14 protein-coding genes are annotated in these 11,980 nt (G+C 59.9%); 8 read left to right on the top strand and 6 right to left on the bottom strand.

Annotated features, from left to right (window positions below; all coding sequences use genetic code 11):
* Positions 1-2: 2 nt before the first annotated feature.
* The 6 genes from I6E56_RS00480 (at position 3) to I6E56_RS00455 (ending at position 4,664) form a co-directional block, all read left to right on the top strand.
* Positions 3-551, top strand: coding sequence for a DUF4395 domain-containing protein (locus I6E56_RS00480; protein ID WP_197135397.1), 549 nt, complete (start codon positions 3-5; stop codon positions 549-551).
* Between the two features lie 24 nt (positions 552-575).
* Positions 576-944: a rhodanese-like domain-containing protein gene (locus I6E56_RS00475; RefSeq protein ID WP_197135396.1), complete on the top strand. Its 369-nt coding sequence runs from the start codon at positions 576-578 to the stop codon at positions 942-944.
* A 17-nt stretch (positions 945-961) separates the two neighbouring features.
* On the top strand, positions 962-1,957 hold the full coding sequence (locus I6E56_RS00470) for an alpha/beta hydrolase (RefSeq protein ID WP_307842697.1): 996 nt from the start codon (positions 962-964) through the stop codon (positions 1,955-1,957).
* Between the two features lie 169 nt (positions 1,958-2,126).
* A complete protein-coding gene (locus I6E56_RS00465) occupies positions 2,127-3,008 on the top strand; it encodes an ABC transporter ATP-binding protein (protein ID WP_197135395.1) in 882 nt (293 codons plus the stop codon).
* Entirely contained in the window at positions 3,008-4,114 is a 1,107-nt protein-coding gene (locus tag I6E56_RS00460; RefSeq protein WP_197135394.1) for an ABC transporter permease, read from the top strand. Before I6E56_RS00465 ends, I6E56_RS00460 begins: the two co-directional genes overlap by 1 nt.
* A 28-nt stretch (positions 4,115-4,142) precedes the next feature.
* On the top strand, positions 4,143-4,664 hold the full coding sequence (locus tag I6E56_RS00455) for an AAA family ATPase (protein WP_197135393.1): 522 nt from the start codon (positions 4,143-4,145) through the stop codon (positions 4,662-4,664).
* Here the strand turns inward: I6E56_RS00455 and I6E56_RS00450 are convergent.
* The 3 genes from I6E56_RS00450 to rimK are packed head-to-tail and all read right to left on the bottom strand — an operon-like array spanning position 4,661 to position 7,133.
* A complete protein-coding gene (locus I6E56_RS00450) occupies positions 4,661-5,512 on the bottom strand; it encodes a M23 family metallopeptidase (RefSeq protein WP_197135392.1) in 852 nt (283 codons plus the stop codon). The two genes, I6E56_RS00455 and I6E56_RS00450, sit on opposite strands and share 4 nt — an antisense overlap.
* Positions 5,509-5,940, bottom strand: a complete 432-nt coding sequence (locus I6E56_RS00445) for an ASCH domain-containing protein (RefSeq protein WP_197135391.1) — start codon at positions 5,938-5,940, stop codon at positions 5,509-5,511. Before I6E56_RS00445 ends, I6E56_RS00450 begins: the two co-directional genes overlap by 4 nt.
* A gap of 2 nt (positions 5,941-5,942) precedes the next feature.
* Positions 5,943-7,133 carry a 30S ribosomal protein S6--L-glutamate ligase gene (rimK, locus tag I6E56_RS00440; RefSeq protein ID WP_197135390.1) on the bottom strand — a complete coding sequence of 397 codons (1,191 nt, stop codon included), beginning with the start codon at positions 7,131-7,133 and terminating at the stop codon, positions 5,943-5,945.
* Positions 7,134-7,157: 24 nt separating this feature from the next.
* On the opposite strand from rimK, the gene I6E56_RS00435 reads away from it, so the two are divergent.
* Complete coding sequence (locus I6E56_RS00435) at positions 7,158-7,640, top strand: RimK/LysX family protein (protein ID WP_307842695.1); 483 nt, start codon at positions 7,158-7,160, stop codon at positions 7,638-7,640.
* Positions 7,641-7,682: 42 nt separating this feature from the next.
* Here the strand turns inward: I6E56_RS00435 and I6E56_RS00430 are convergent, their stop codons facing one another.
* Genes I6E56_RS00430 through I6E56_RS00420 form a run of 3 tightly spaced genes read right to left on the bottom strand, consistent with a single transcriptional unit; the run spans position 7,683 to position 10,447 of the window.
* Positions 7,683-8,015, bottom strand: a complete 333-nt coding sequence (locus I6E56_RS00430) for a hypothetical protein (RefSeq protein WP_197135388.1) — start codon at positions 8,013-8,015, stop codon at positions 7,683-7,685.
* Positions 8,015-9,238, bottom strand: a complete 1,224-nt coding sequence (locus I6E56_RS00425) for a TFIIB-type zinc ribbon-containing protein (RefSeq protein WP_231606187.1) — start codon at positions 9,236-9,238, stop codon at positions 8,015-8,017. The genes I6E56_RS00430 and I6E56_RS00425 overlap by 1 nt, the downstream gene beginning before the upstream one ends.
* 6 nt (positions 9,239-9,244) lie before the next feature.
* A complete protein-coding gene (locus tag I6E56_RS00420; protein ID WP_197135387.1) occupies positions 9,245-10,447 on the bottom strand; it encodes an SHOCT domain-containing protein in 1,203 nt (400 codons plus the stop codon).
* Between the two features lie 240 nt (positions 10,448-10,687).
* Here I6E56_RS00420 and I6E56_RS00415 point away from each other — a divergent pair, with 240 nt between their 5' ends.
* Positions 10,688-11,953 (top strand): cellulase family glycosylhydrolase, encoded by a 1,266-nt coding sequence (locus I6E56_RS00415; protein WP_197135386.1) that lies wholly within the window; start codon positions 10,688-10,690, stop codon positions 11,951-11,953.
* The last annotated feature ends 27 nt before the right edge of the window (positions 11,954-11,980 follow it).

Below are 11,980 nucleotides of genomic sequence, written 5' to 3'. Positions count from 1 at the left end.
CGTTGCCCACGACCACACCAGCAACGACAACGTCGACCCCGGCACACGCTCCCACCGTGGGTTCCCTCGTCGAGGGCTATGACATTCCGGTGGTGAACGAGCGCGCTGTGCGCGTCGCTGCAGGCATTCTCTTTCTTGCCGGAGCGGTCTCGATCACTCTTGCTGTCATCCAACATTCAGCCGTTCCGCTTCGCCCGTTCGGCGTCTTTTTTATGATGGATATGCTCGTGCGTGTCACGATCGGTGATCGTTGGTCGCCGACACTGGCTCTAGGCCGTCTGCTCGTTCGACGACACCAGCCCAATTGGGTCGGAGCCCGCCAGAAGGAATTCGCCTGGTGGCTTGGCTACGGCCTCGCCCTACTCTCGTGCGCCGGAATGGGCGTGCTTGGTGCGCCGCTCGAAGCCACACTGCTGTTGTGCGGACTGTGCCTCACCATGCTTTTCTTAGAAGCCGCCTTCGGCATCTGCGTTGGATGCTCGCTTCAGCGCTTGCTCACAAAAACCCCACCCCAATACTGCCCAGGCGACTCATGCCGGGTTTCCGAATAACCACCCGTTTCACAAGGAGAAAAAATGTTCCGTCCCCTCGCCGCTCTCGCTGGTTCTCTCGTCGTGCTCGCATCGATCGCTGGATGCTCGACCGGCGACGGCTCTCCGGAGATCGAGCTCACCGCCGACACCATTCTCATTGATGTTCGCACCCCCGCAGAATACGAGGCTGGGCACCTTGAGGGCGCCACACTGCTCGACCTCAACGGTGGCGAGTTTGCTGCGGCTCTTCCCACACTCGACCCCAACGCTGAGTATGCCGTCTACTGCAAGTCGGGCAACCGTTCCGGCCAGGCCGTCGCACTGATGGAAGAAGCTGGCTTCGAGAACGTTATCGACCTCGGCTCCATCGGTGAGGCAGAAGCCTCAACCCAGATCGAGGTTGTGCAGTAACCCACCACCGTTCGTTCGTGGCCGCACATTCAGGCAATCGCCGGATGCTGCGGCTCCGAACCACCCACGTGAACACAACACCCGCTTCCAGTACGCACTTCAGCGCCGACAACCGGTTTGATCGCGCCACTGCGGGGTTTTCCCGCGTCGTGGTGCCCACCGCCCTAGGAGACGTTGTTGTGCACGTGGATCCGAATGCTGCTGCGCGCTCAGATACCGCCACTGTGCTTCTCCACGGTGCCGCAGGTTCGTGGACCACATGGTTGCCCCTCATCCGCGCCGCTCACAGCGCGAACGAACCATTGCAGAATGTGGTTGCGATCGATCTTCCCGGCTGGGGTGAGAGCGGAAGTGTCCGCCCTGGTACCTCGGTCGAAGACATGGTGGATGCAGTGGCCCACGTCACGAGCACCCTCGGCTTTGCGAAGTGGAACGTCTTCGGTCACTCTCTGGGAGGGCACCTTGCGCTCACGCTGGCGGCTCGGTATCCGGAGCGCACGTTGAGCGTGACGGCCATCTCGGCGACCGGACCTGGGGCGCTGGCGGTGCTGCGGCATCCGATTCGGCGTTTCACCGTTCTGCCGCTGTTGGCAGGGATGCTCGGTGCCATGCGGTTACTTTCCGCGCTCGGTCCTGCCGGACGAGTGGTCGTGCATGCGTTGCACCGTATGAGACTCCTCGCACCGCTCAGTGCTCCTCTTTTTGAGAACCGACGTGAGCTCGACAGTTCAGTATTCGATTCACTCGCCGCCGAAATCCGTCCGCGCTCGTTCGTTCAGGGTGCTGAGGCTGCGGCCCGTTACGACGAGCGAGAGTGGTCGAGTATTGGGTGCCGCGTCACGCTGGTTCGTGGCGAACGAGACGCTTTTGTGAGCGCCACTGACGATGTCTGGTTTGCGAAAGCTCTCCCTCATGCCACCCAGCAGGCGCTGGCGAATGTCGGCCACTTTGCGCACATAGAAACTGTTGGGGTGCGAACGTCGACTCCTCGGTCACGACAACTGGCTGCATAGCGCAGCACTGCAGCAGTCTGCAGTCTGCAGTCTGCAAGAGAAGATCACGCGCGGTGTCGCTGAGATCAAGCAACTCGGTGCGATGAAGCACCGCGAGGGAGCACCTCTCAGTCCTGCGAGTGGCTAGCGTGGTCGGTAGTTAGTTTTTCTGTGGATAAAGGCGGTACTGGTGCTCCAACTCGACAACATCACCAAGAGCTTCGGGGTGCGCCCTGCACTCGACGGGGTGACCTTTGCCGTGCGCGATGGGCGCATGACGGGTTTCGTTGGTGGCAACGGCGCGGGCAAAACGACGACCATGCGCATCCTGTTGGGCGTTCTCAATGCGGATGCCGGTGAGATTCACCTCGACGGCAAACCTCTGGGTACAGAACAACGGCGTCGTTTCGGCTACATGCCCGAAGAACGTGGGCTGTACCCGAAGATGAAGGTGCGGGAGCAGCTCGTCTATCTCGCTCGGCTCCATGGCTTCACGCAGGCCGCGGCTGGCCGCAACGCTGACAGCCTGCTTGAGGAACTCGGCCTCGGTGAGCGTCGCGATTCCACCCTCGAGAGCCTCTCGCTCGGAAATCAGCAGCGCGCGCAAATCGCAGCATCTCTCGTGCATGAGCCTGAAGTACTCGTGCTCGATGAGCCGTTCTCGGGGTTGGATCCCCTCGCCGTCGACACAGTCGTAGAGGCGCTCAAGCAGCGCGCGGCATCCGGCGCATCGGTGTTGTTCTCCTCGCACCAACTCGAAATCGTCGAGCGGCTCTGCGACGACCTAGTCATCATTGCGGATGGCAGCATCCGGGCATCCGGAGAACGCGAAGCTTTGCGCACCCTACACTCGGCACCGCGCTACGCCATCGCGTGCAGTAGCGACCTCGGCTGGCTTCGCGGCGAACCCGACATCACAGTGGTCGAGCTCGATGGCGGCCACGCCACTTTCGATGCTGTCGAGCCCGCCGCGGCGCAGCGCGTCTTACGACGGGCACTCGCCGACGGCGACGTCACGTCGTTTTCGCCTCAGCGCGCATCCCTCGCCCAAATCTTCCGAGAGGTCATCTAATGAACGCCACTACTGCTGACCGCCGCTCCCCCCGCTTTGCGCACTCGGTTGCGCTTGTGGCCGAACGAGAAATCACCACACGACTGCGCTCTAAAAGTTTTCTCATCACCACCGGCATCCTGCTCCTTCTCGTTCTTGGCGGAGTGATTGCCGGCGGAATCATGTCGAAGAGCGTCTCAACCACACCGGTGGCCGTTGTCAGTTCGGTGTCGTCCGAACTCTCGAACATCCCCGGACTCGAGATTACGGTCGTGGACAACCGCACTGAAGCTGAAGCCCTCGTCACCGAGGGAACCGTGGATGCTGCGGTCGTGCCGTCGGAGGAAGGCTCCACGATTCCCGTTACCGTCATAGCCGCAAGCGATGCGCCGTCGTCGCTCATGCAGGGGCTCAGTGTGAGCCCGAAGCTGATCCTCCTCGACCCGAGCGACACGAGCTACCTTCTGAGCTATCTCGCTGCGTTCGGCTTCGGCATCATCTTCTTCGCTTCGGGCATGACGTTTGGCCCGATGATCGCGCAGAGCGTTGTGGAAGAAAAGCAGACGCGCATCGTGGAGATTCTGATGTCGGCAGTGCCCGTTTCGGCGCTCATGGCCGGCAAAGTCATCGGCAACTCGCTTCTGGCCTTTGCTCAAATCATCGCGATCGCGGTGCTGGCGATCGTCGGCCTTTCGGTCACCGGCCAGGCTGAGCTGCTGGCACTTTTGGGCGCACCGCTGCTGTGGTTCGTCGGGTTCTTCATCATCGGCTTTATTCTGCTCGCGGCTCTGTTCGCCGCTGTTGGTGCCATGGTGTCCCGTCAAGAAGATCTGGGAACAACGATGACGCCCGTGACGATGCTCATTATGTTGCCGTACTTCGCAATCATCTTCCTGCACGACAACCCCGTCGCTCTGACGATCATGTCGTACGTGCCGTTCTCGGCACCGGTGGGGATGCCGATGCGCCTCTTCCTCGGAACCGCCGAATGGTGGGAGCCACTGATTTCCCTCGCGATACTCGTCATCACGGCCGGGCTCGCCATTCTTCTGGGCTCGCGCATCTACAACAACTCACTGCTGAAGGTGGGAAGCCGGGTGAGCTGGGCTCAGGCAATCAAGGGCTAACACCCCATTGCTGTCGTAAGGTTCCCTCATGATCATTTGGCTCAATGGACCCTTTGGCGCTGGCAAGACAACGACCGTCCTCGAATTGCAAAAGGCGCTCCCGGCTGCAGTCGTCTTTGATCCCGAGGAAATTGGTTTCATGCTGCGGCACGCTCTCGGCGGCGCTCTTCCCGACGGCGACTTTCAAGAACTTGGTCCCTGGCGACGCTTGACTATTGCGGCGATCAAAGAGGTATCGGATTATTTCGAGAGCGATGTGATTGTTCCGCAGTCAGTGTTGGTCGAACGGTACTGGGATGAACTGCGGTCCGGACTCGCCGCTGCAGGCCTCGACTGCCGTTCGGTTACATTGCACACGGCGAAAGAGGAGCTCGAACGACGCATCACTAACGACGAGTTCACAACGGGCGCTAGAGAATGGAGACTGAACCACATCGACTCGTACGAGACGGCGACTCCATGGCTTCGCGCCACAACCGTAGTCATCGACACCACGGATATTACTCCTGAGCATGTCGCTGCGAAGGTCGTGCAGGCCGTCACCCCCTAACGAGCGATGATGTGCTCGTTGTCTGCCGGCATCGCGTCGCCTGATTCGTTCTCGTCACCAACGATGATGTCAGCGAAGACCATCGGCAATCCGTGGCCTGTCCACGCCGAGGCCCGATCCATCAACTGAGCATGAACGTGCGGTTCGCTGGAGTTTCCCGAGTTACCACACGCGCCGATGGTCTGGCCTGCCACGACAGCGTCGCCGACCTCGACGAGCGCCGAGTGCTGCTTCACGTGAGCAATAAGGGCGTACACACCATCCTCGCCGCGAATGGTGATGTGGTTGCCGATGATGAGGTGAGGGCCACCGATCTCTCGAATCGTGCCTTCCATCAGCATGTAGATGTAACCGAGCACCGAGGACCGAGCGCGATGATCACGCTGCGAGTCACTAGCGTGCACGACGACGCCGTCGATCATTGCTCGAACGGGCTCGCCGAACGCCGGGTACTCATTCGGATACCGCAGAGCTATTCCCGTATCGAAGGCGGGTCGGGCTCGTTTCTTCGGATCGAAAACGAGGTCGACTGCGTAGGTTTGACCGTAGGCTCGAACGCCGTGGCTGGGCACCCGCGTCGCGGGGCTATTCAGCGCGGACCATCGCCCCGTTACGGGAGCCAAAACAGTTATCGGCTCGCGACTGGGTACGAGCTTGAGGCCAGGAACGAGTACAGCGAGCACCAACAGCATCCCCACGATTCCTGCCAACGGCAGCAGCGTGAACACCGCTTTCACCGGGGTTATTGGAATCATTTGAGCGCCAACGGTTCCCACAAAAATGGTCATAACCGAGACGTACATGATCACCACGCGAGCACGATAGATGCCCGCGATCACGTGCCTCATGCTGCAGCCACGCGAGAGACGACCACAAAGCGCTCGAGCACGACGATGGTCTCGTCAGTAACGGTAAACGTCGGATCGCCGAGAAATGAGCGCATAGCGTCACCGTGCCAATACGCTTCGTGACCCGCGCGCCACTGCGCTACCGATTTGTACCCTTCGCCTTCGTCACGCGCATGCTCCCACGGCACGTCGACCAGTCGAACCTGCTGAACGTCGCTCACTTCAAGCACCGCGACTCGTTTGTTGTCGGAGTCGACGAGGGCATAGCGCTGACCGACAACCGGCAGCGGTTCTTTCTCAATTTCGTATTCGATGAGTGTGGACGACGTCGAAGTCTTCTCTCCCTCCAAAATCGCGGCCACGAGGGTGTCGCGAAGCGCTCCCGGGAACGCGAATTCACTCACGGGAAGATCGTCGATCTCGCCCACGTCTAGTCTTCGGCGACCGGCTGAGGCGGAAGCTTGCGCACCTTCGCGCGACGGCGGCGACGTGCCGGGATCATTGCGCGCATTTCTTCAAGCTTGCCGAAACATAGCAAGCGGTCGTTTGATTCGAGAACGGTGCTGCGGCGAGGGTTCGGCACGACGTTAGAACCGCGGTGCAGGGTGAGCACCGTGATGTCTTTCTCACCGAGACCCGATTCGCCGAGCTGCTTGCCCACAAAATCCGCGTCGCTGCCCACAACGATTTCAGCGACGCCATACCCGGTTGACACGCTGAGACGCTGGCGAACATCGATCTCAGGGAACGCCACCTGGTTGGCGATGTAGTCAATGATCGCGCCCGCGACATCCAACCCAGTTGCGCGTTCAATGCCTTCGAGCCCGGGCGACGAATTGACCTCCATCACGAGCGGGCCGTCTTTGCCCTCAAGCATGTCAACGCCAGCAACCCGCAATCCCATGATTTGCGCGGCTTTGACGGCGGCCCGGTGGTATTCGGGGGTGAGCTCAACGGCTTCGACGTTGCCGCCGCGGTGCACGTTCGACCGGAACTCGTCACCCACCGCAATGCGACGCATCGCCGCGACTACTCGATCACCGACAACGAGGGCGCGGATGTCGCGGCCCTTGCTCTCAGAGATGAAGCTCTGAATCAGCACGTTCTGTTTCGTCGAATGCAGGGTCTCGATGATCGCCTTGGCAACCTGAGTGTCCGGAGCCAGGATCACGCCAATGCCCTGCGTGCCCTCGAGCAGCTTGATGACGACGGGCGCACCGCCGACGCGCTCAATGGCCATCTCGACATCCGCCCGGTTGTGCACAAAGGTGGTCGCCGGCATTGCGATGTCGTGGCGAGAAAGAATCTGGGTGGCCCGGAGTTTGTCGCGCGAGTTCGTGATTCCGCTCGAGGTGTTGGGTGTGTAGACATCCATCTGCTCAAACTGGCGAACGACAGCGGTGCCGAAGTAGGTGATGGAGTTGCCGATGCGGGGCAGGATGGCGTCATAGTCCGAGAGCAATTTGCCGCGATATTGCAGATCGGGTTCCTCGCCCGTGAGGTCGATTGCGAAGCGCAAAGTGTTGAGAACCTTCACCGTATGCCCACGCTGCTCAGCGGCCGCCCGAAGTCGCACAGTGGAATACGCCTGCGGCGCACGGGAGAGGATAGCGAGTTTCATCGAATGACCTGCCAAGATAAGGGGGTGATAGAGCCCACCCATTCAAACACGATCGCAGGCTGGCGTGAGTGGGTTTCCCTACCCGATCTTGGCGTGCCGTGGATTAAAGCAAAACTCGATACTGGCGCGCAGAGTTCTGCCCTTCATGCCGACGATATCGAAGAATTCGTGCGCCCCGACGGCAGCGAATGGGTGCGCTTTCGAGTGCGTCCGTGGCAGCGCTCACCCAAGGACGACGCGGTAGTCGAATGCGCCATCCACGACCGTCGCACCGTGCGCAGCTCTTCGGGACACCGCGAAGATCGCATCGTTATCCTCATCGACGTCGTGCTCTGCGGCCACACCGTCACCGCCGAAACCACGCTCACTAATCGCGACGAAATGGGCTTCCGGATGCTCGTCGGCCGCGAAGCGCTCAGCCAAGAGTTTCTCGTTGACTCAGGGAAGTCATTTCTCGGCGGCCGCCCGCCCCGTGTCACGCGACGACGCAACCAGGGGCAGGGCTAAGAAACAGCCCCGCCCACTGGCGCTTCGGTTCTGGCACGAGCGTTACATCAGCTTGAACTTGCTCATAATGCCCGTGGCGGCCTTGTTGCTCGCGCCACGCACGGCCGTGTTGTTTGCACCGGACATCCGACGGTTACTCAGGCCCTTTCGAGCTTTCACGAACTCGTCGTGTTCCTGCATGTTCACCAGCGTCGCTTCTGTCTCAGACTCGTGACCATGCCGCTTGTCTGTGTTGCGATAGCGAAAGTAGATGGCGGAATAGAAGACGAAGCCAGAAAGCAAGAAAACTAGCCCAAGCCCGCCCGAGTCATCATCCGATGATCCTGCAGCGATTATCTGGCCGCTCTCGGTGGCCCAGAGGGTGAGATTCAGCATCAGACTCCCACCGCCACAAGTACAAGACCGATTACGGTGCCGACAAGCTGCACGACGCCGGAGACCAGCAACAACTTGCTCTGGTGCAACGGAATGCTTCCCATCGTCTCTCCCGTTCGTGCATTCACCGCGACGTAGTGCAGGAACGTCTTGCCGTTCGACTTGCGCTGCTGATAGCTATAAAGCCATACGGGCAAGTAGGCCGAAACCCAGCGCTGACCGCGCACCTCCACTTCTTCAGCAGCCCAACGCACGCCGCGATCGTAGAACTTCAAGGTGTCGTTGACCCGATGCCGAGTGATATCTTCCGCCTGCGTGTGGGCGAGAGGCTCAAGCTGATCCAAATTGCTGTCGCGACGCTCTGAGGTGAATCCAGCGAGGTAGTTGGAGTCGTACCGCACAGAGTTCTCGACGTCGAACGGCATGATCGTATTGATGATGTTGTTCGAGTTCACGGCCGTGTTCTGGTCGAGACGATCGCTAGAAGATTCCACGGTCAGATCATTCACGTGAATGTCGAATTCACGCGCCACATCGTAGAGATCTGCGTCATAGCGTTGCTGCGTTGAGTCCCCTACCTTAACCGTGTAGGAACGCGTTTGATGTTCGCCTTGCCCGCTCAACTTGGCGTGAGCATTGATATCCACGACCATGTACGGCAAATAGACGCCCATCACGTTTTCGGCATTGAACTCCGCTCTAAAGGTCGGATGCGCGAAGAACTTCCGCTTGCCCACGAAGTGGGCAATCTTTTCTACCGCCGTCGACTTCTCGACCTTGAAAGGCAGAATCATGTCGGGAACGGCGCCGTTGGGAACCTGCTGATTCATCGACAGCGTGTTGCGGCACCAATGGCAGCGAGCTTGCGTGCTCGTGTTGGTATCGATCACCACTTCTGCGCCACACGCACTGCATTTGAAGGTCAGGATTTCTTCGGTGGAGGGCACAATGTCACTCGAACCCGAACCGACGAGGAGCCCCGTCAATGTGGCGATGTCACCGTTGAGATTGAATGCCTCGATGGCATTGTCAGTAGACCATTCAAAACGGCAAAACCCACACCGCAAGTTGCCCGTGGCTACGTTGAGCGAGATCTCGGTGGCACCACACCGAGCACACTTTGCGAGTCCATCCTTTGCACCATCGTCGGTGTTGATGACGCGAGGTGCGTCGTCGGTGGTGGCCGGCGGCGGAGTATCGGGTTCGACAGCATCCATCGGCATGGCGGACTACAACCCGAGGACTTTAGCTTTAGCCGCTTCGTAATCGGCTTCCGTGATCAGTCCCTGATCGAGCATGGTCTTGAACTGTTGCAGCTTCGCCATGGGATCGTCAGCTGCGGGAGCGGCCGGTGCGGCTGCAGGAGCTGCCTGCTGCTGCGGAGCCGCGTTCGGCTGCTGGAAGCCAGCGGCGGCACCACCGGTTGCGTTCATCCCCATGCCGAGGAAAGCCATTCCTGCGCCTCCCCCGCCGCCGCCCTCGTTCGACCCTGCGGCTTCGAAGCCTCGGGCTGCTGCCTGCTGCATGAACGAGTTTCCGCGGGCACCGCCAAGAGCATCCGCCTTCTTGACGTCGCTGAGCAGAGCGCGGGTGTCTTCGTCGTATTCGATCGATTGGAGCGCGACCTTCTCAATGGTGAGGCCGCGATCGCTCGTCCACTGGTAAGCGTCGTCGACGGCTGCGCTTAACGACTGCGCGAATCCGATGGCGTCGCCCTGAATGCGTGCGATGCGGTTTCCCTTGCTGGGGTCGTTCGTGTAATACGAGAAGGCTGCAGCGAGCGATCCCACAACTTCGTTAAAGAGTTGGCTGGCAGCATCATTGTCGAGGTCCGAGAAGTCGAACACCTTCGGCGACTGACCAAGGTAGGTGAGCGGAACAAAGTTCTTCACCAGAAGGATGGGATCGACGATCTTGATGGTGTAACTGCCGCGGGTGATCGCGCCAACCTGGGCATTGAGATAGGCGTCATCCCAATAGATCTCCGACTGCGTGCCGAACTTGTTGTTCGGGATCTCCTTGAGATTCACGTAAAAAGCAAGCTGCTGTGACCCCGGCTGACCGCCGAACTTAAAGCGCTCCCAGGAGGTCTTGACAGTGGAACTGATGATGCCGTCGCCGGCAAAGAACGACTCAGCGTTCTGATCCTCTGACGTAAAAATGAATCCGCCAGGCTCACCCACGAAGCCGGTGAGTTGTCCGTCTTGGAAGGTAACCAGTCCATAGCCCTCAGGCACGACGATGCGGCTGCCATTCGTGATGATGTGCTCGGAGCCCTTGGTATTCGAGCCACGACCAGCATTTGTGCCCTGCGCTACCGCGGGGAAGATTGCCGCAGTGGGAGCCAAATGAGCCGGCGGAGTGAGGAAGTCTTTCCACTGGTCAGCGAATGTTCCGCCGATAGCCCCTGCGAAAGCTTTTATGAAACCCATCCGTGTATCCCGTCGACTCGTAGTGCGGATCGACCGCCGATTGCGAACTGTTCGTCGGAGCAGTGTGTTGCGCGAGGACGAAAAACATCGGCGAGCGACAATCTCTCAGCATGGTAGCGGGTACGGGCATCCGCTGTCTTGTGTTCTCGCAATTGGTTCTGCCACCGTCAATGGCGACTACCATCTCCCCATGCTCTCTTTCGCTTCTGTTTTAGCGCACGCGGTCGCGGTCGTGTGCCGGTGATTCGACTCCGCACGCGAGTGATCGCCGCAGTGGTCGCGGCCGCGCTAGTGATCGCTGCCGTCTTCGGCATCATTGCCGCGGTTCAGTACTCCGCGTTCGCGGCCACCTTTGTGCGCGCAAATGGCACTGAGCTGGTGTTCCAAGGCGAACCGTTCGAGTTCGCCGGTGCCAACAATTACTATCTCGGGCACAAGTCAGAGAGCACCGTGGTCGCGCTGCTTGACGATGCCGAGGAAGCCGGTCTCACCGTCATCCGCACGTGGGGTTTTCAAGACTACGGAGACACCAACGGCTCGGGAGTCGCACCGGACGACTTTGAAGACGTCTGGTACCAAGTGTGGGATGACGCGACCGGCGCCCCCGTCGTGAACACCGGCGCGACTGGTCTCGAGAAACTCGATTTTGTAGTCGCCGAAGCAGCCGCGCGCGACATCAAACTCGTGATTCCGTTCACGAACAACTGGAATGCCTACGGCGGCATGGATCAGTACGTTCAGTGGGCTGGCCTCGACGAGCACGCTGATTTCTATACGGACGAGCGCATTCGCGACTGGTACAAAGATTGGGTATCAACGCTCCTGAATCGCACGAACACGATTACGGGCATCCAGTACAAAGACGACCCAACGATCCTCGCGTGGGAGCTTGCGAACGAGCCCAGCTGCACCGGCTCGGGCACTTTTGCTGATGGTGAGTGTGACACCACGACCATCACCGAGTGGGTGGATGAGATGAGCAGTCATGTGAAATCAATCGACCGCATTCATCTGCTTGGCGTCGGTGATGAAGGCTTTTTCTGTGGAGATGAAGACACGTGGACGCTCACGCAAGAATTCGGCGCCTCCGGATATGGGGCTGGCTTCGGCGAGAACTGCTCCAACGGCGTCGATACTGTGGCGCTGGCGTCGCTGCGCAACATCGACATCATGTCGATGCACCTCTACCCCGACCATTGGCAGACCTCGACGGCGTGGGGCACCGGGTGGATCGAGAAACACGCAGAAGCGGCCGCAGAAATCGGCAAGCCGGTGTTTCTTGGCGAGTTCGGCGTGATGGACGCGTCAACGCGCGCCGACACCTACGCATCGTGGTTGACGACCGTGCGCGATACGGGCGTAGACGGGGCGCTGTTCTGGATGCTGGCATCCGATCAAGAAGACGGAACCCCGTACCCGGACTTCGACGGCTTCACGGTCTACTGTCCGAGTGATGCATGCTCGGTTGCTACTGACCACGCCGCACTGATCCCGGGCGAAGAGTAGTCGTTTCTCACACGCACTCACCTAGTC

This window comes from Salinibacterium sp. NK8237 (assembly GCF_015864955.1).
Taxonomy (GTDB): domain Bacteria; phylum Actinomycetota; class Actinomycetes; order Actinomycetales; family Microbacteriaceae; genus Rhodoglobus.
The sequence above is the reverse complement of the archived record's forward strand: the minus strand, read 5'-3'. Positions and strand labels throughout refer to the sequence as shown.

Excerpts from the sequence above, each read along its gene's own strand:
- I6E56_RS00475 (WP_197135396.1), top strand. The coding sequence starts at position 576 with ATGTTCCGTCCCCTCGCCGCTCTCGCTGGTTCTCTCGTCGTGCTCGCA.
- I6E56_RS00460 (WP_197135394.1), top strand. The coding sequence starts at position 3,008 with ATGAACGCCACTACTGCTGACCGCCGCTCCCCCCGCTTTGCGCACTCG.
- I6E56_RS00455 (WP_197135393.1), top strand. The coding sequence starts at position 4,143 with ATGATCATTTGGCTCAATGGACCCTTTGGCGCTGGCAAGACAACGACC.
- I6E56_RS00450 (WP_197135392.1), bottom strand. The coding sequence starts at position 5,512 with ATGAGGCACGTGATCGCGGGCATCTATCGTGCTCGCGTGGTGATCATG.
- rimK (WP_197135390.1), bottom strand. The coding sequence starts at position 7,133 with ATGAAACTCGCTATCCTCTCCCGTGCGCCGCAGGCGTATTCCACTGTG.
- I6E56_RS00430 (WP_197135388.1), bottom strand. The coding sequence starts at position 8,015 with ATGCTGAATCTCACCCTCTGGGCCACCGAGAGCGGCCAGATAATCGCT.
- I6E56_RS00425 (WP_231606187.1), bottom strand. The coding sequence starts at position 9,238 with ATGCCGATGGATGCTGTCGAACCCGATACTCCGCCGCCGGCCACCACC.
- I6E56_RS00420 (WP_197135387.1), bottom strand. The coding sequence starts at position 10,447 with ATGGGTTTCATAAAAGCTTTCGCAGGGGCTATCGGCGGAACATTCGCT.